The organism is Burkholderia sp. AU31652, assembly GCF_002223155.1.
Taxonomy (GTDB): domain Bacteria; phylum Pseudomonadota; class Gammaproteobacteria; order Burkholderiales; family Burkholderiaceae; genus Burkholderia.
The window spans coordinates 2,049,253-2,065,881 of the sequence record NZ_NKFG01000005.1 but is presented as its reverse complement, the minus strand read 5'-3'; the positions used below and the strand labels follow the sequence as shown (position 1 = coordinate 2,065,881).

Here is a 16,629-nt window from a genome sequence, read left to right as displayed (position 1 = left end):
AAAGGGCTTGGCAGCCAGAGGGGGAATGAAGTGCAACGAGGCGTGTGGCGCGCGGCGAGCTGCGGAATGAACCGATGCAGCCAAGAGCAATCGCGCCAACTTTGGGAGACCAGGCTCCGCGAGGATGTCGCTGCAACCCGGCGCCCGTTACGGGGCGCCGGGTCCTTCAAACTTTACAGCGGCTTGATGTTGGCCGCTTGCAGACCCTTCGGGCCTTGCTTCGTTTCGAAGCTCACTTTCTGGTTTTCAGCCAGCGTCTTGAAGCCGTCGGCGCGAATTTCGGAGAAGTGAGCGAAGAGGTCGTCGCCGCCGTTGTCGGGCGTGATGAAGCCAAAGCCTTTGCTGTCGTTGAACCACTTGACGATACCGGTATCCATGAAGATTCCTTGAGAAAAAAATATGAAGATTTGCTCTGGAAAGAGCGCTGGAAGCGTCAAGGAGGGAGAGGACAACGAATACCGCTGAGGAGCGATCAATTGATGAACAGCAATCGGACTTCTTGAACTTCGACCAAGACATTAACCGCTGGGCGGCGGTGGCGTCAATCATTAACTTGTAACTGTTTCACCGCGCGGCCTGTTTGCGGACGAAGCGATGTGGCCCTGCGTAGCGGAGCGTGCTGCGCGGCATGGCGTGCAGGGGCGTCCACGATAAACGCAAACGCGAGACTCGCGCGCTGGCGCTTACGCCGACAGTGCGTCCCGCATTTCCCGAAAATTCGACAAGAACAAGAAAGGCCGACGAGTCGTGTGCCCGGCGGCCGTTTCGGCACGTTGCGCGCTGGGTTCCCGCTACTTTGCCGCGAGCGCACGCTGCGCGTTTTGGTCGACCCATGCGTTGTCGGCCACGTTCAGCTTCTGCGGAATCAGCTTCGCCGCATAAAACGCATCGGCGACGCGTTGCTGGGCCGCGACGATCTTTTCGTCGAGCGGCACCGCGCCAAACGGGACACGCTTGATCCACGTCTCGACAATCGGTTGCGGCAGGCCGACCTTCGGTGCGATCAGCGCCGCCGTGTCGGCCGGATGCGTGTTGACCCACTGGCCCGTCTCGCGCGCCTGCTTCAGGATCGCGCCGACCACGTCCGGATGCTGCTGCGCGAAATCCCGCGTCGCTTCGTAGAAGTTGTTGGTCGCCGCGAGGCCCGTGTAGTCGGACAGCGTGCGCACCTTCAGCGCATTCTGCGCGGCCGCGTAGTACGGATCCCAGACGACCCACGCATCGACGTTACCGCTCTCGAATGCGGCGCGCGCGTCGGCTGGCGGAAGATACACGGGGCGGATTTCGTCGTAGCGCACGCCGGCCTGCTTCAGTGCTTCGAGCAGCAGGTAGTTCGCGCTCGAGCCCTTCTGCAGCGCGATCTTCTTGCCGCGCAGGCCGGTGACCGAACCGATCGGCGAATCGGCCTTCACGATCACGGCCTCGTTGTGCGGCGCCGGCGGTTCCGCGCCGACATAGACGAAGTGCACGCCGGCCGCCTGTGCGAACACGGGCGGCGGCGCGCCCGTGTAGCCGAAGTCGATGCTGTTCGCGTTCAGCGCTTCGAGCAGTTGCGGGCCGGCCGGGAATTCGAACCACTGCACGCCATAGCCGAGCGGCTTGAGCCGCGCTTCGAGCGAACCTTGCGCCTTGATGACCGACAGCAGGCCGGCCTTCTGGTAGCCGATGCGCACGACCTTGTCGGCGCCGCCTTGCGCGAAAGCCGACGCGGCGGACAGCGCGACGAGCGTGGTGACGGCGGCGGTGCGGGCGATCCAGCGGGTGAAACGAATCATCGAACGGACTCCATGCAAAACGTCTTCGGGCGAGCGGCGGTGCCGCTCGGTTGGAAGAATCGTCGCATGGGCAATCACGCCCGCAAACGAAGCATTGCCGATATCAATATGACTGCGGCGCGCCTATGCTTCGTCGCCGCCGTTTTCCGGTGAAGGTGTGCCGGACTGCCGCGCGGCCTCGTCGCTGAGCTTCTTGTCGAGGATCGTCGCGACGCGGCCGCCGAGATACGCGCTCGCCGCGGTTTCCAGTGCGCGGTTCGTCTCGCCTTCGACGAACACGGCCGCGAGCGGGCGCAGGCGCCAGATCGCATCGACCAGTTCGGGCACGTCGGTGGCGGGCGGCAGCGTGCCCGCGTCGTAGCGGTCGAGCCGCTTCACGACGAGATCAACGAGCAGCCGCGCGATCGCGTCGAAATGCGGCCGTGCGAGGCTGATCACGTCGAGCAGCTCGCGCGGCGGAATGCCTTCCTTGGTCATCGCGGCGGCCGCTTCGAGCAGCGCGGGGCTCTTGGCGACGAACGACAGGCCGCGCCGTTCGAGCAGGCCGAGTTCGGTCACGCGCGACAGCTGCGTGGTGGCCTGCGGGCCGAACATCTGCGCGAGCGCGGCAAGCGAATAGGTCTTCGGCAGTTCGTGCGACCAGCGGCCGCCGATCGCGTTTTCGAGACCGAGGATCGAGCGCAGGTCGTGGCCTTCGTCGATCGCCTTGATCAGGTCCTGGATGTTCGACAGCGTGTAGCCGCGCGCGAGCAGGTGGTTGATCAGCTTCAGCCGTGCGACGTGCGTGTCGTCGTAGATGCCGACGCGGCCGCGCTTTTCCGGCGGCGCGAGCAAACCGCGATCCTGGTACGCACGGACATTGCGCACGGTCGTGTCGGACACGCGTGCAAGTTCGTCGACCGTGTACTCGTTGCGGGAGTCCGGCGCCGCCTCGTCGGGTGTGGAATGAGTCTGTTTTGACATGCGGCCATTCTAGCGCGACGTGGGAGGCTCCGGCGAGACGGGAAGCGTGCGCGCGCCGTCACCGAGCGGGCGCTGCAGCAGCGCCGTATCGATCCAGCGGCCGTGCTTGAAACCGACCGCCTTCAGCATGCCGGCCGGCTCGAAGCCGAACGCGCGATGCAGCGACGTCGAGCCCCCGGTGCCGCCGTCGGCGATCACCGCGATCATCTGCCGCCACGGGCCGGCCTCGCAACGTTCGATCAGCGCGGCGAGCAGCGCGCGGCCGATCCCGCGCCCGCGCTGCGCATCGTCGATGTAGATCGAATCCTCGATCGTGAAGCGGTACGCGCTGCGCGTGCGGTACGGCGTCGCGTACGCGTAGCCGGCCACGCGGCCGTCGCATTCGGCGACGAGGTATGGCAGCCCGTCGCGCAGCACCGCGTCGCGGCGCGCGCGCAGTTCGGCGACGTCGGGCGGCGTTTCCTCGAACGACGCGACGCTGTGGTGCACGTGGTGCGCATAGATCGCGTGGATCGCATCGAGGTCGGCGTCGGTCGCGTCGCGAACGACGCAGGCGGGAGCGGTGGGCATGGCGGCGGGTCCGGTGCATTCGGAATGGAGACCGCTACTATGCCGGCCGCTGGCGCGCATGGCAAAGCCGTGTGCGGAGGCAGCTGCCTACAGCCGTCCGTCCGCCGCGTGAACGGCTTCGGCGATCGCGTCGGCGACGCGCTGCACGCGCGGCGACCGGCGCACGTCCGGGTGGACGACGAGCCAGATCTCGCGCTCGATGTCGCAACGCGGTGCGGCCGTCAGCTCGACGAGCGGCGCGCCGGCATGCGCGGCCGGATCGTCGACGAGAAACCGTGGCAGCAGCGCGACGCCGGCGCCGGCCGCGCACGCGCGATGCTGCGCGGCCAGGTCGTTGGTGACGAACGCGAAACGGCGCCCGGCCGCGAAGCGGGCGAGCCACTGATGCTGCGGCGTCTGAGCGAGCGCGTCGTCGTAGCCGACGAACGGCCAGGTGTCGGGCGGTGCGTCCGCCCATTCCGGCGACGCGCACAGCGCGAAGCGCATCGTGCCGAGCCGGCGCGCGGCGAGCCCCGGCTCGGTCGGCCGCGACAGCCGCACCGCGAGATCGGCTTCGCGTGCGTACAGGTTCGCCGCGTGCATCTCGCCCAGCAGGTCGATCCGCAGCGCCGGCCATGCGCGCTGCGCGTGGGCGAGCCGCGGCGCGAGGAAGTGGCTGGCGAACACCGGCGACGCCGATACGCGCACCACGCCGTCGAGCGCCGCCGCGCCCTGGGCGGCGCGCGCGAACGCATGCGCGTCGGTTTCGATGCGTGCCGCGTGCTCGGCAAGGTGCAGCCCTTCGTCGGTCGGCGGCCAGCCGCGCGGCAGCCGGTCGAACAGCCGGATGCCGAGTGCGGACTCCAGCGCGTCGATGCGCCGCGCGACCGTCGAGTGCTGAACCTGGAGCGCCCGCGCGGCGGCCGACAGGCTGCCGCCGCGCATCACCGCGAGGAAATAACGGACGTCGTCCCAGCTCATCGGCAATGCGGATGCGGAAACGGGATCCTGATCGGTCGAATTTTGCACAGTAGGTGGGCGGTTGGCGGGAATTCCGTTCGATTATGCACGATGGGATGATCGTGTCACTTCATTCGATTACGAGGAACGTCATGACCCAGACTGCCACCGCCATCCGGATCGGGATCGACCGTTACGGCGACGCCGGCGTGCTGCGCCGCGTCGATGCGCCCGTCGCGCCGCCCGGTGCCGGCGAAGTGCGGATTCGCCAGACCGCGATCGGCGTGAATTTCGTCGACATCTATTTCAGGTCGGGCGCACACGCGTTGCCGGCGCTGCCGGATGCGCTCGGTGTCGAAGCGGCCGGCGTGATCGATGCGGTCGGGCCGGGCGTGATGGAGCTCGTCCCTGGCCAGCGCGTCGCGTATGCGGGCATGCCGACCGGCAGCTATGCGAGCCTGCGCACGATGCCGGCCGAGCGTGTGCTGCCGATTCCCGACGGCCTGAGCGACGAAGCCGCCGCGGCCGGGCTGCTGAAAGGGATCACCGTTTACATGCTGCTGCATCGCGTCCGTCATGTCGGCGCCGGCGACACGGTGCTCGTGCATGCGGCGGCCGGCGGCGTCGGGCTGCTGGCGACGCAATGGGCGCGTGCGCTCGGCGCGCGGGTGATCGGCACGGTCGGGTCGGCCGCGAAAGCCGCGCTCGTGCGCAAGCATGGCGCCGACGCGGTCGTCGATTACCGCGAGGAGGATTTCGTCGCGGCGGCCCGCGCGTTCGGCGGCGGCGCGGGAGTCGATTATGCGATCGACGGGATCGGCGGCGACGTGCTGACGCGCACGCTCGGCGCGGTCCGTCCGTTCGGGATGGTCGCGAGCATCGGGCAGGTGGCCGCGATCGGTGCGCGGCAGACGTTCGATCTCGACGAACTGGGGCCGGCGCGGTCGATCGCGCTCGCACGGCCGAGCGTGCTCGGCTTCATCGCGCGTGACGTCGACGGATATCGCGAGGCTGCGCGCGCGACGCTCGAACGGCTGGCGGGCGGGACGCACGTGGAGATCGGCGCGCGGCTGCCGCTCGAACAGGCGGCCGATGCGCACCGGTTGCTGGAGTCGCGCGCGACGACGGGTGGGGTCGTGCTGGTGCCGTGATGGCGGGGGGATGGGGATCGCGATGCGGGTCGATGCTCGCATCGCGATCCACGGGAGGCTCAGTGGTGCTTGCGCAGCGGCGTATCCTCGACGAACCACGCGAGCACGAACGCGATCGCGATGACCGTCGCCGCAGCCAGATACACGACATGCAGCGAACCGGCGAACGCATGCAGGTACGCGTCGCGCACGGCATCCGGCAACTGGTGCACGGCAGCCGGGCCGAGCGCGGGCGGCAGCGCCGTGCCGGCCGGCAGCGCAGCCATCACCCGCGACTGCAGCCCGTGCGAGAACAGCGCGCCGAACGCCGCGACACCGAGCGAGCCGCCGATCGAGCGGAACAGCGTTGCACCCGACGTCGCGACGCCCATGTGCCGGAATTCGACCGTGTTCTGCACGGCGAGCGTCAGCACGGGCATCACCATGCCGAGGCCGATCCCGAGCAGCGCCATGTACGTGTACATCGTGTGCAGCGGCGTATCGAGCGTCAGCGTCGACAGCAGCGCCATCGCGATGCCGCCGGTCAGCGTGCCCAGGATCGGGAACATCCGGTACGAGCCGAGCCGCGAGATCAGCCGGCCGCTGACGATCGACGTCACGAGCATCCCGCCCATCATCGGCAGCAGCTGCATCCCGGCCTGCGACGGCGTCGAGCCCTTCACGACCTGCAGGTAGAGCGGAATGAACGTGACCGAGCCGAACAGCGCGATGCCGACGACGAAGCCGATCAGGCTGACCAGCACGAAGGTGCGATGGCGGAACAGTTCGAGCGGCATGATCGGCTCGGCCGCGAGCCGCTCTTCGTAAATGAAGCCGCCGATCGCGACGATGCCGAGCACGAGCGTCATCCACAGCTGCGGCGACGTCCACGGCAGCAGCGAGCCGCCTTCGCTCGTGAACAGGATCACGCAGGTGAGGGCGGTGGCGAGGAACGCGGCGCCCATGTAGTCGATCCGGTGCTTCACGTGCGCGGTGTGCGGCCGGAACGCGACGCCGATCACCGCGAGCGCGAGAAAGCCGAGCGGCAGGTTGATCGTGAAGATCCAGCGCCACGACAGGTGCTCGACCAGGAAGCCGCCGAGCAACGGGCCGATGATCGTCGCGAGGCCGTACACGCCGCCGAACATCCCCTGGTAGCGCGCGCGGCGATCGGGCGGCACCAGATCGCCGATCGCGGCCATCGTGACGACCATCAGGCCGCCGCCGCCCAGCCCCTGCACCGCGCGCAGCACGATCAGCTGCGTCATGTCCTGCGCGACGCCGCACAGCGCGGAGCCCGCGAGGAACAGCACGATCGCGGCCTGCAGCACGATCTTGCGGCCGTACAGGTCACCGAGCTTGCCGTACAACGGCAGCACGACGGTGGAGGAGAGCAGGTACGCGGTGACGACCCACGACAACTGGTCGAGCCCGCCGAGCTCGCCGACGATCGTCGGCAGCGCGGTCGACACGATCGTCTGGTCGAGTGCGGACAGCAGCATGACGAGCAGCAGCGCGGCGACGATCAGCCCGGTCGGCGCGTCGCGGCGGGCCGTTTCGGCGGCCGGCGGAGTGAGGAGGGTGTCGGTTGTCATCGAGATATCTGCCATGGCAGGGAATTGTGTCGAATATAGCCATTGATAGTTGACTGGTCAATTTCTGCCCAGCCTCGATGTGTTGCAACCGTAACAGGAGATTGCCGGCCCGGAAAATTGACCGGGATCACGGGAAAGCGGGGACGGACTCAAGTTTTTTGCAGGCAAACCGTAATCCAGAGTGCTGCGGACCGATTGCCGCGGCACTTTTCATCGCTCTCGTCCCGTCATGAACCTGAACGCCCTGTTTTCCCGTTTCTCGATCCGTACGCGGATTTTCTCCACGCTCGGCCTCGTTGCCGCGCTGCTCGTCGTATCGGGGCTGATCGGCCTCGCCGGCATGCAGAGCTCGAACCGCGCGCTCGACGAGGCCTATACGCAGCAACTGGCTGCGAAGACCGCGCTGTCGGCGGCCAGCCTGAACCTGACGATCGTGCGCACGACGCTCGACCGCGCGATGCTGCATCCGGAAGCGCCGGAGGTGCCCGATCTCGTCAAGAAGGCCGAGAGCTATCTCGCGAAGGCCGACACCGCCTGGCGCGGCTACGCGTCGATGCCGCACGACGGCGACGAAGGCCCGCTCGCGAGCCGCCTCGACGCCGCGCGCCAGGCGCTGATCGGGCAGGCGCTGAAGCCGATGATCGACGCGGTCCGCGACGGCCGTCGCGACGAGGCCGACCGGCTGCTGATGTCGGTTGCGCCGCCGCTGTCGGTCGCGCTCACGCAGGCGACCGATGCGCTCGATGCGTACCAGGTCGCACGCGGCAAGGACGTGTACGACACCGCGCAGACCTATTACGGCTGGATGCGCGCGGGCGCGATCGCCGGTATCGCGTTCGGCCTGGCCGCGTGCCTCGGTTGCGCGATCGGCCTGCATTACGCGATCACCCAGCCGGTGAACCGGCTGCTGTCGCATTTCCGCCGCCTGTCGGAAGGCGACCTGACGTCGGAGGTGCGCTGGTCGTCGCGTGACGAGATGGCCGAACTGGTCAAGGGCGTGACCGGCATGCAGCGCAGCCTCGCGGATACGGTCCGCCAGGTCAGCCAGGGTTCCGAAGCGATCTCGACGGCGACGCACCAGATCGCGGCCGGCAACACCGACCTGTCGCAGCGCACCGAGGAACAGGCGTCCGCGCTGCAGGAAACGGCCGCGAGCATGGAGCAGCTCACCGCGACCGTGAAGCAGAACGCGGACAATGCGATGCAGGCGCAGGCCTGCGCGGATACCGCGAGCGAGATCGCCACGCGCGGCGCGACGGTGGTCGGCGAAGTGATCGGCACGATGAACGAGATCGACCAGAGCTCGCAGAAGGTCGCCGACATCATCGGCACGATCGAGGGCATCGCGTTCCAGACCAACATCCTCGCGCTGAATGCGGCAGTCGAAGCCGCGCGCGCGGGCGAGCAGGGCCGCGGCTTCGCGGTGGTCGCGGGCGAGGTGCGCACGCTCGCGCAACGCTCGGCGTCGGCGGCGAAGGAAATCCGCACGCTGATCGGCGAATCGGTGGAGCGCGTCGCGACCGGCTCGCGGCTCGTCGGCACGGCCGGCGCGACGATGCAGGACATCCAGCAGGCGATCGGCCGCGTGACGGGCATCATGACCGAGATCGCGGCTGCGTCGAACGAGCAGCGCGACGGGATCGAGCAGGTGAACCGCGCGGTGTCGCAGATGGATCAAGTGTCGCAGCAGAACGCGGCGCTCGTCGAGCAGGCTGCGGCGGCTGCCGCGTCGCTGGAAGAGCAGGCCGACGGGCTGCGCCGCGCGGTCGGCGCGTTCCGCGTCGCCTGATCGACCGCGGGCGGCGACGGGGCGGGCGCTTGCCCGCCTGCCGTCCGCCCGTTACATCAGACGGCCGCGAGTTGCGCGGCCGCGCGCGACGACGCGACGATCAGCAGCTTCATCGTCGCACGCGTCGCGCCGACGAACAGCTTGCGCGCGGCACGCGCGTCGAGCGTGTCGAAGTCGACCTCGGTGAGGATCACGCACGGCGCCGACTGGCCCTTGAAGCGGTAGATCGAATCGAGCAGCACGTCGCCTTCGCGATACTCCGGGTTGCCGAACAGGTCGTACTTGCCGGTGAAGCTCTTGAGCCGGTGCGGGCCGAGCTGGTCGAGCGGCGCGAGCACCGAGCCTTCGCGGCCGCGATACGACAGCACCGCGATGTCCTGCTTGCGAAAGCCGAGCGACAGCGCATGCGTGATCGCCCGCTTGGTCGCGTCGATGCAGGCGTCGGCCAGTGCGTCTGCCGACGCGCCTTCTTCCCCGTACGACGACACCGACGGATCCGAACCGTCGAACGGGCTGCCCGAGCGCAGCTCGGCCGCCAGCGGCTCGACCCGGCCGACGATGTCGCGCACGAATTCGAGCAGGTCGCGCGGGCTGCGGTAGTTCGTGAGCGCCTTCAGCGTGACCCAGCCCGGCAGCGCGACGGGCTCGCGCATGTACAGGTTCTGCAGCGGATCTTCCAGCCACCACCATGCGCCTTCCGGCGCCAGCAAGCGCGCCAGGGCGGCCGCCCACGGCGCATGGAAATCCTGTCCTTCATCGACGACCAGCACGTCGAAGCGCCAGCGCTCGGGAATCGGCGTTGCCGCGAAGCGCGCCTCGAGCCGCTCGAATTCGCCGGGTACCTGGAAGTCGGGCGTATAGCCGCCGTCGCGCGCGACCCAGTCGCACAGCTGGTGGTAGTTCGCGATTTTCGCGCCGGGCGGCGCGATGCGCGCGATGTAGTCGGCGAGCGGCCGGTTGAAACACACGTAGAGCACGCGCTTGCCGGCCGCGACCGCATCGCGCATCGCCTGCACCGCGAGCTGCGTCTTGCCCGAGCCGGCCGTGCCGGTGACGCGCAGCCGGAACGGCGCGAATTCGAGCTGGCGCGCCCACGCGGCGAGCCCGCCCGACAGCCGCGTGACGAGCGTGCCGGCCTGGCCGACGAGCGCGCTCGTGTCGGGCGTGAGCGCGAGCTCGTCCGCGAGGAAGTGGTGGAGCTTCGGCGCGTTCGGAAAGTGTTCGTCGTCCTCCGGCAGGATCTGCAGGATCACCTGCGCGAGCTGCGCCTTGCGCGATGCATCGACGATGCGGTCGGCCGCGACGCCGGCGATCGACGCGTCGCGGATCGAGTAGTCGGGGCAGTACAGCAGCGCCTCGACGCCGTAGACACCCGCGCCGAGCGCGGCCGTCAGGCGCCGGTGCAGCGTTTCCTGCGTGCGCGCGAGCTGGATCGGGACATTGCGTTCCTTCTGCAGATAGACCTTCACGAGCCCCTTCGGCGTTTCGCGCAGGAAGCCGGCTTTCTGCTCGATCAGCAGCACGCGGCCGGCCGGGCTCACGACGACGAACGCGGCCTCGCCGAACACCGAGAACGCCTGGTCGGCGCGGGTCCAGTGCACGCCGTGATACACGGTGTAGCTGTCGGGCAGCGCGTGTTCGAGCGCGGCGAGCGTTTCGCGCTCGCGTTCGGCCGCGCCGGTCGCGGCGAGGCTTTTCCAGTCGTCGGGGATGAGGCGGGCCATGGCGTCGGGCGGCGGAAGCCGGCGTGGGCGTGAACGGGTGCGGCTATTGTACTGAGCTATGCACCGGTTCACGACCGCCGTGCCGCGCGGACGCTGGCCGTCAGGAGGAAGAACGGCCCGGGGACGTTACCCGCGGGCGAGCCGTTTCGCGAGATCGGCGCTGAGAATTGCCATGCGCGCGGGCTTTTCGTAGCAGACGACGTCGAACGCGCGGATCACTTCGCTGATGTCGGCCTCGCTCGCGCGGCCGGTGAGCAGGTCGCCGGTCAGCACGAAGATCGGTGCGCCCGGGTTGTCGGATGTGCGCACGGCCTTGATCGCGGTGGCGGCCGTGCTGTCGTCGAACAGCCATTCGGTCAGCACCGCGTCGAACGCCTGGCCTTGCAGCGCGTCGACGAACGGCGCGAGGCCGTCGAATGCGGCGGTCGCGAAACCCTGGCGTTCGAGATAGCGGCACAGTTCGGTCGCGCTGACGCGATCGGGGTCGATCACCGCGACGACGAGCTTGTCGCTCTCCGCGCGGCGCGGATAGATCTCGATCTTGTGCACGTCGTACGCGTTCTGGTACAGCACGCCGGTGTGGCGCAGCACGCGCCAGCGGCCGTTTTGTTCGTACGCGACGAATTCGGGGCGCGCGCCGGCTTCGAGCGGCGCACCGATCCAGGCGGTGCACGGAATCTCGGCGACGCCCGCGTAAAGGACGGCCTCCTGCGAATAGGCGCCGACCATGCCGGGGTCGAGCGTTTGCGCGCCGAACAGTTGCGCGGCGGGTTCGCCGTACGCTTCGGCGACTTTCTTGATCTGCGCGAGCGTCCAGGGGCTGCTGCCGCGCAGTTTGCGGTGGCCTTGCGAGAAACTCAGGTCGAGGATGCGGCACAGCTCGGTGGTCTGCTGGCGCTTGCCGATGCCGTTGCGGGTCATCAGCTCGCGCACGCGCTCGGCAACCGCGAGGGAATCCGTGGTGATTGCTTCAGTGGTCATGCTACGGGAACGGATCGTGACGTTCAGAACGACGCCTTGCGGCAGTCTCGACGGACAGTCTTCATGACGTCCAGGGGCGAGCCGACCGGCCACGCGCGGAAAAGATAACTTTACCGCAAAATGGTCGTTATTCAGCGTGGCGAAAGGTGCGTTTGTGTGAAAGGTGTGTCACGACGTTACCACCGCCGCCCACATTCGGATGCATTAACGCCTGACAGGAAACAATGACGACAACCTATCCGCTGCATGATGCCCTGACCGTCGCCGACACGCCATTCCCGCACGAAGCCGACGTCGTGATCGCCGGCGCCGGCATCATGGGCTGCGCAGCCGCGTATTACCTGGGCCTGCGCGGCCTGAAGGCCGTCGTGCTCGACAAGTCGCGCATCGCCGGACAGCAGTCGACCCGTGCATGGGGCTTCGTGCGGCAGCAGGGGCGCGAAGCGGCCGAGGTGCCGCTGATGATGGCCGGCATCAAGATCTGGGAGGGGTTAGAGGAAACCCTCGGTTTCGATCTCGAATGGTGGCAGGGCGGCTGTCTTTATATTGCGGACAACGAAACGGACTGGGCGTCATTCAACGCGTGGCTCGCCGTCGCGCGCGACCACGGGCTCGATACACGCACGCTGACGCGCGCGCAGATCGACGAGCGCGTCAGCGGCCTTTCGCCGCAGGCGCGCACGCTCGGCGGGCTGTACACCGCGACCGACGGGCAGGCCGAGCCGCGTCGCGCGGCCGCCGCATTCGCCGCGCGTGCCGCGGAGGCGGGCGCGCGCTTCTTCGAAGGCTGCGGCGTGACTGCGATCGAGACGGCCGGCGGTGCGGTGGTCGGTGTCGTGACCGAGCGCGGCACGATCCGCACGCGGCGCGTGATCTGCGCGGCCGGTGCGACCAGCTTCCGGCTGCTCGATGGCGTCGGCATCCGGCTCCCGCAACAGGCCGTGCGCGGCACCTGCATGCGCACCAACGTGGTGCCGCCGGTGTCGGCGTCGACGGTGTGGGGCCACGGCCTCGGTATCCGGCAGCGCAAGAACGGCGCGATCAATCTTGCCGACGACATGCAGGTCGACGTCGACCTGACGCTCGGCCACCTGCGTGGGTTGAGCCTGTTCTGGCCGGAGTTCTGGTCGCAGCGCGACAAATTCCGGCTGCACGTGAACGGGGCCGCGTGGCGCGACGTGCTGGCCCGCATCAACGGGGCGACCGGGCCGATCGAGCCGCGCGATCCGCAGCCGCAGCCGAATCGCGCGCATGCGCCGCGCGCGCTCGCGAAGCTCAAGGCGATCTTTCCCGCGCTGAAGGACGCGCAGATCGTCGAGGCCTGGGCCGGCCTGATCGACGTGCTGCCCGACGGCATTCCGGTGATCGATGCGCCGGGCGCGCCGTCCGGGCTCGCGATCGCGACGGGGTTCTGCGGCCACGGTTTCGCGATGGGGCCGATCGTCGGGCGGCTGCTGGCCGAATGGATCGACACGGGTGCGCCGTCGCTCGACCTGTCGGCGTTTCGTGCGCAGCGCTTCGTCGACGGCACGATGGTGCGGCCGCGCAGCATGCTGTAACGGACGCATCGACGCGATGACGTCGGCCGGCCGCGGCCGACCCATCGTAGAATCGAGCCCGCATCCTTCAGGAGATTCCCCGTTGGCTTCGCCCTCCGCCCAGCGCCGCTCGTTGCGCTCACGCCTGCGTCGCGCCCGCAACCCGTGGCAGGCGCCGCGTGCGCGCACGCTGTTCACGCGTCCCGCGACGTCGCCGCGGCGCACACTGCTGTTCCGGATCGGCGCGGTCGTGCTGCTGTGCACGCTCGCGTTCCTCGTGCTGTATCTCGATCGCGACGGGTTGCGCGATTCGACCAAGAGCACGCCGATGACCGTCGCCGATCTCGTGTACTTCACGATGGTCACGGTCGCGACGGTCGGCTATGGCGACATCGTGCCCGTCACCGCGCGGGCGCGTCTGATTGATGCGTTCTTCATCGTGCCGATCCGCATCGTCATCTGGTTCATTTTCCTGGGCACGGCGTATCAGTTCGTGATCCAGCGCGTCATCGAGGAATTCCGCATGAAACGCCTGCAGAAGCAATTGTCCGATCACATCGTCGTCTGCGGTTATGGCCTGTCCGGCTCGATCGCGGTGCGCGAACTGCTCGAGAGCGGCGTCGATCCGGCGACGCTCATCGTGATCGACTCGCAGCAGCAGGCGATCGAGGCCGCGACGTCGCTCGGCGTGGCGGGATTGCTCGGCGATCCCGCGCATGAGGATCTGCTGCAGCAGGCACAGGTGCGCGAAGCGAAGGCCGTGATCATTTCGGTGACCGATGATCCGACCGCGATCCTGCTCACGTTGTCGGTGCGCAGCATCGCGCCCGATACGAAGATCGTCGTGCGGATCCAGGAGAACCTGTATCAGCGGCAACTGCGGCAGGCGGGCGCCGACGTGATCGTGTCGTCGACGAAGATCGGCGCGCTGCTGCTCGCGGATGCCGTGCATAGCCGCTATATCGTGCCGTTCGTGAACGACATGCTGTCGACGCGCGGCCGCGCGACGCTGCTCGAGCGCGAGGCGATGCCGCAGGAGGTCGGCTGCATGACGAACGTCGTGCCGGGCGCGATCGTCGTCGGGCTCGATCGATGCGGGAAGATTTTTTCGTTCTATGAAGACCCGCCGTGCCGGATCGAGAAAGGGGATACGCTGGTCGTGATTCAGTCGGCGCGGATTCCGGATCCGGATGTTTGACGGCTCGTATGGCAACATGGCCGACCGGTTGCCGCTGATGCAGGGAGGCGGCGCCGGTCCGGCGCACGCGAGGGATCGGCCCGCGCGAACGGGCCGCGAAATCAGAATTAAACGGGGCAATGAAAAGAATGATCGAGAGAGAAAGCGGGGCGACAAGGAACCCGCATGACGCAGATGGGCCGCACGCGTTTTCGAAGGGGCGCATGAGCCGGTCGGTTCGACGCGCCGTCAAGGTGGGCACAGGGCTCGCGGTGCTGGTCGCCATGACCGCCTGCGACCAGGTCGGCATCGCGGTACCCGACGACATCAAGCCTGCTGTCGACACGTACAAGCTTTCCGGCATGTCCGTTTCCGACATGACGAAGCCCGACATCCGGCGGGCGCTGGTTCAACTGAGCCGGGAGGCTTGCAATCGGGACGCGATGGGCCGAATGGCCGCGCAGATCGACGCGCTCGGCTACCGTCGCGAAAGCGCGTCCGCGCTGATCGGGTTCGTCGATCGATGCGGGCGCGCGGACGGTTTCCTGAGTGCTGCCGCGAACGACCTGATGGCCGTGAGCGATTTCAAGGGCGCCGTGGAGGTTTCCGACCGGCTGATCGCAAACAACCCGTCGGAACCGCAGTATTACTTCGATCGCGGGCGCGCAAACGAAGGCTGGCAGCGCGACGATGCGGCATTGTCGGACTACATGCAGGCGCTGGCTTTGTCGACGAACCTGGCGACAGTCACCAGCAACCTGTTCATCCGGATCGCCGACCTGCATGCGAAGGCTGGCCGCTACTGCGATTCGGTCAGTGCGATCCGGATGTGGGTGTCGGCCGATCCGGAGCGTGCGGACAACACGCAGGCGAAGGGGATGATCGCGCAGTACGCGTCGCATGCGAGTTGCCCGTCGACGTATGCGGCCGGACAGGAGAGTTTTGCCAGGCAATCGGGCAATACGATTCGCGTGAAGGCGAAGGTCAACGGCATCGAGGGTGTGTTCATCGTCGACACGGGCGCGAGCTATGTTTCGCTAAGCGAAGCGTTTGCCCGGCGCGCGCAGGTTCCGACGGAGCAAGCCAAGCGGATTCGTCTGCAGACAGCCAATGGTGCCCGTGACGGACTGCTGGCCCAGGCCCGCGCGGTCAAGGTCGGTGCGGTCGAAGCGTCGGACGTGCCGGTATCGGTCGATGCGGGCGGCAAGTCGCCATACGGCGACGGCATCGACGGCTTGCTCGGCCAGTCTTTCCTGTCCCGTTTCGAGGTGTCGTTCACGCCGACGCGTTGGTCGATCAGCCAGCGCTCCTGACCGGACCGTGGCGTGAGTGGACCTCCTGCGTGAAGACTGGGCGGGCATCCGGAAGATCGGTCTGCAGGGGGCGGTTGCACGTGCACCCGCCGACATCGCTGCGATCTTCGCGCGCGCTCAATCGACCGGTGCGGCCGGTGGCGCTCGAGCCTTGGTGCAACTCGCGTTCGCCCGGCAACACGTGACGGCGTCCGCGATCATGGCGCGGGCGATGTCTCGCGATGCGGGCCGGACGGGATCGGGCGTCGCGTGCGTTTCGCTTATCCCCGTCCGACGAACGGCATGGCCGTCGCCATGATCGTCATGTTCAGGATGTTCGTGTCGAGCGGCAGGTTCGCCATCTGGACGATCGCGTTCGCGACATGCGTGACGTCCATGCGCGCTTCGGCTGCGAGGCTGCCGTCGGCCTGCGGGACGCCTTGCGTCATTCGGTCCGTGAGCGACGTCGCCGCGTTGCCGATGTCGATCTGGCCGCACGCGATGTTGTACCGGCGGCCGTCGAGCGCCAGCGATTTGGTGATCCCGGTCACCGCATGCTTGGTGGCCGTGTACGCGATCGTGTCGGGGCGCGGCGCATGGGCCGAGATCGAGCCGTTGTTGATGATCCGGCCGCCCTGCGGCGTCTGCGTTTTCATCAGGCGCCACGCGGCCCGCGCGCACAGGAAGACACCGGTCAGGTTGGTCGCGACGACGCTGTTCCACACGTCGAATTCGTATTCGTCGAGGGAAACCGGCGGCGCGTTGCGGCCGGCGTTGTTGAACAGCACGTCGAGCCGGCCGAACTGCTGCGCGATCCGGGCGAACGCGTGGTCGACCGAGGCTTCGTCGGTGACGTCCGCAGGAAACACGGGCGCGTCACCGCCGGCGGTGCGGATCGCGTCCTGCGTGTCGCGCAACGATGCCTCGGTGCGTCCGAGCAGCGCGACGGTGAAACCGGCCTGGGCGAGCGCGATGGCCGCCGCGCGACCGATGCCGGAGCCGGCGCCGGTGACGGCTGCGAATTTCTTCGAAACAGACATGGCTTGATTTCCTGCAGGTTGAAAGAGGGGCGAGGTGGCCGACGACCGGAATCGTCGCCACTTCGGCAATGTAGTCGAAATGTGCGGCGCACATGTTCGAGCGACATCGTCAGGCA

The 16,629-nt window shown here is 67.9% G+C and carries 14 protein-coding genes; 5 read left to right on the top strand and 9 right to left on the bottom strand.

Translation table 11 applies throughout. From position 1 onward, the window contains the following. Nucleotides 1-173 precede the first annotated feature (173 nt). The 5 genes from CFB40_RS26785 to CFB40_RS26765 all read right to left on the bottom strand — a co-directional run bounded on the left by CFB40_RS26785 (nucleotide 174) and on the right by CFB40_RS26765 (nucleotide 4,268). Nucleotides 174-377: a cold-shock protein gene (locus tag CFB40_RS26785; RefSeq protein ID WP_006485974.1), complete on the bottom strand. Its 204-nt coding sequence runs from the start codon at nucleotides 375-377 to the stop codon at nucleotides 174-176. 414 nt (nucleotides 378-791) lie between these two features. Next, nucleotides 792-1,775, bottom strand: coding sequence for a sulfonate ABC transporter substrate-binding protein (locus CFB40_RS26780; RefSeq protein ID WP_089427205.1), 984 nt, complete (start codon nucleotides 1,773-1,775; stop codon nucleotides 792-794). Nucleotides 1,776-1,898: 123 nt separating this feature from the next. After that, nucleotides 1,899-2,738 carry a MerR family transcriptional regulator gene (locus CFB40_RS26775; RefSeq protein ID WP_089427206.1) on the bottom strand — a complete coding sequence of 280 codons (840 nt, stop codon included), beginning with the start codon at nucleotides 2,736-2,738 and terminating at the stop codon, nucleotides 1,899-1,901. 9 nt (nucleotides 2,739-2,747) lie between these two features. After that, complete coding sequence (locus tag CFB40_RS26770) at nucleotides 2,748-3,308, bottom strand: GNAT family N-acetyltransferase (protein WP_089432883.1); 561 nt, start codon at nucleotides 3,306-3,308, stop codon at nucleotides 2,748-2,750. Nucleotides 3,309-3,395: 87 nt separating this feature from the next. After that, nucleotides 3,396-4,268: a LysR family transcriptional regulator gene (locus CFB40_RS26765; RefSeq protein WP_089433327.1), complete on the bottom strand. Its 873-nt coding sequence runs from the start codon at nucleotides 4,266-4,268 to the stop codon at nucleotides 3,396-3,398. A 131-nt stretch (nucleotides 4,269-4,399) separates the two neighbouring features. On the opposite strand from CFB40_RS26765, the gene CFB40_RS26760 reads away from it, so the two are divergent. Then, on the top strand, nucleotides 4,400-5,398 hold the full coding sequence (locus tag CFB40_RS26760) for a quinone oxidoreductase family protein (protein WP_089432882.1): 999 nt from the start codon (nucleotides 4,400-4,402) through the stop codon (nucleotides 5,396-5,398). A gap of 59 nt (nucleotides 5,399-5,457) precedes the next feature. Here CFB40_RS26760 and CFB40_RS26755 read toward each other — a convergent pair whose 3' ends face one another. Further along, nucleotides 5,458-6,972 carry an MDR family MFS transporter gene (locus CFB40_RS26755; protein WP_089433326.1) on the bottom strand — a complete coding sequence of 505 codons (1,515 nt, stop codon included), beginning with the start codon at nucleotides 6,970-6,972 and terminating at the stop codon, nucleotides 5,458-5,460. Nucleotides 6,973-7,201: 229 nt separating this feature from the next. Between CFB40_RS26755 and CFB40_RS26750 the strand changes: the two genes are divergently transcribed. Continuing rightward, nucleotides 7,202-8,761 carry a methyl-accepting chemotaxis protein gene (locus tag CFB40_RS26750; protein ID WP_089427209.1) on the top strand — a complete coding sequence of 520 codons (1,560 nt, stop codon included), beginning with the start codon at nucleotides 7,202-7,204 and terminating at the stop codon, nucleotides 8,759-8,761. A 56-nt stretch (nucleotides 8,762-8,817) separates the two neighbouring features. Here CFB40_RS26750 and CFB40_RS26745 read toward each other — a convergent pair whose 3' ends face one another. Both CFB40_RS26745 and CFB40_RS26740 read right to left on the bottom strand, forming a co-directional pair. Beyond that, complete coding sequence (locus CFB40_RS26745; protein ID WP_089432881.1) at nucleotides 8,818-10,485, bottom strand: ATP-binding domain-containing protein; 1,668 nt, start codon at nucleotides 10,483-10,485, stop codon at nucleotides 8,818-8,820. 126 nt (nucleotides 10,486-10,611) lie between these two features. Further along, nucleotides 10,612-11,466 (bottom strand): helix-turn-helix domain-containing protein, encoded by an 855-nt coding sequence (locus CFB40_RS26740; protein ID WP_006485970.1) that lies wholly within the window; start codon nucleotides 11,464-11,466, stop codon nucleotides 10,612-10,614. A gap of 224 nt (nucleotides 11,467-11,690) precedes the next feature. Here CFB40_RS26740 and CFB40_RS26735 point away from each other — a divergent pair, with 224 nt between their 5' ends. From CFB40_RS26735 to CFB40_RS26725, 3 genes are all read left to right on the top strand, one after another. Further along, nucleotides 11,691-13,025 carry an NAD(P)/FAD-dependent oxidoreductase gene (locus tag CFB40_RS26735; RefSeq protein ID WP_089432880.1) on the top strand — a complete coding sequence of 445 codons (1,335 nt, stop codon included), beginning with the start codon at nucleotides 11,691-11,693 and terminating at the stop codon, nucleotides 13,023-13,025. An 82-nt stretch (nucleotides 13,026-13,107) separates the two neighbouring features. Further along, complete coding sequence (locus tag CFB40_RS26730) at nucleotides 13,108-14,202, top strand: potassium channel family protein (protein WP_069251854.1); 1,095 nt, start codon at nucleotides 13,108-13,110, stop codon at nucleotides 14,200-14,202. A gap of 203 nt (nucleotides 14,203-14,405) precedes the next feature. After that, nucleotides 14,406-15,494 (top strand): retroviral-like aspartic protease family protein, encoded by a 1,089-nt coding sequence (locus tag CFB40_RS26725; RefSeq protein ID WP_174972360.1) that lies wholly within the window; start codon nucleotides 14,406-14,408, stop codon nucleotides 15,492-15,494. 260 nt (nucleotides 15,495-15,754) lie between these two features. Here CFB40_RS26725 and CFB40_RS26720 read toward each other — a convergent pair whose 3' ends face one another. Further along, on the bottom strand, nucleotides 15,755-16,513 hold the full coding sequence (locus tag CFB40_RS26720) for an SDR family oxidoreductase (RefSeq protein WP_089432878.1): 759 nt from the start codon (nucleotides 16,511-16,513) through the stop codon (nucleotides 15,755-15,757). Nucleotides 16,514-16,629: the final 116 nt, after the last annotated feature.

What these genes read in the sequence shown, in the direction of transcription:
- CFB40_RS26740 (WP_006485970.1), bottom strand. Translation starts at nt 11,466, where the DNA reads ATGACCACTGAAGCAATCACCACGGATTCCCTCGCGGTTGCCGAGCGC.
- CFB40_RS26735 (WP_089432880.1), top strand. Translation starts at nt 11,691, where the DNA reads ATGACGACAACCTATCCGCTGCATGATGCCCTGACCGTCGCCGACACG.
- CFB40_RS26755 (WP_089433326.1), bottom strand. Translation starts at nt 6,972, where the DNA reads ATGACAACCGACACCCTCCTCACTCCGCCGGCCGCCGAAACGGCCCGC.
- CFB40_RS26780 (WP_089427205.1), bottom strand. Translation starts at nt 1,775, where the DNA reads ATGATTCGTTTCACCCGCTGGATCGCCCGCACCGCCGCCGTCACCACG.
- CFB40_RS26725 (WP_174972360.1), top strand. Translation starts at nt 14,406, where the DNA reads ATGAGCCGGTCGGTTCGACGCGCCGTCAAGGTGGGCACAGGGCTCGCG.
- CFB40_RS26760 (WP_089432882.1), top strand. Translation starts at nt 4,400, where the DNA reads ATGACCCAGACTGCCACCGCCATCCGGATCGGGATCGACCGTTACGGC.
- CFB40_RS26750 (WP_089427209.1), top strand. Translation starts at nt 7,202, where the DNA reads ATGAACCTGAACGCCCTGTTTTCCCGTTTCTCGATCCGTACGCGGATT.
- CFB40_RS26745 (WP_089432881.1), bottom strand. Translation starts at nt 10,485, where the DNA reads ATGGCCCGCCTCATCCCCGACGACTGGAAAAGCCTCGCCGCGACCGGC.
- CFB40_RS26785 (WP_006485974.1), bottom strand. Translation starts at nt 377, where the DNA reads ATGGATACCGGTATCGTCAAGTGGTTCAACGACAGCAAAGGCTTTGGC.
- CFB40_RS26775 (WP_089427206.1), bottom strand. Translation starts at nt 2,738, where the DNA reads ATGTCAAAACAGACTCATTCCACACCCGACGAGGCGGCGCCGGACTCC.
- CFB40_RS26770 (WP_089432883.1), bottom strand. Translation starts at nt 3,308, where the DNA reads ATGCCCACCGCTCCCGCCTGCGTCGTTCGCGACGCGACCGACGCCGAC.
- CFB40_RS26765 (WP_089433327.1), bottom strand. Translation starts at nt 4,268, where the DNA reads ATGAGCTGGGACGACGTCCGTTATTTCCTCGCGGTGATGCGCGGCGGC.
- CFB40_RS26720 (WP_089432878.1), bottom strand. Translation starts at nt 16,513, where the DNA reads ATGTCTGTTTCGAAGAAATTCGCAGCCGTCACCGGCGCCGGCTCCGGC.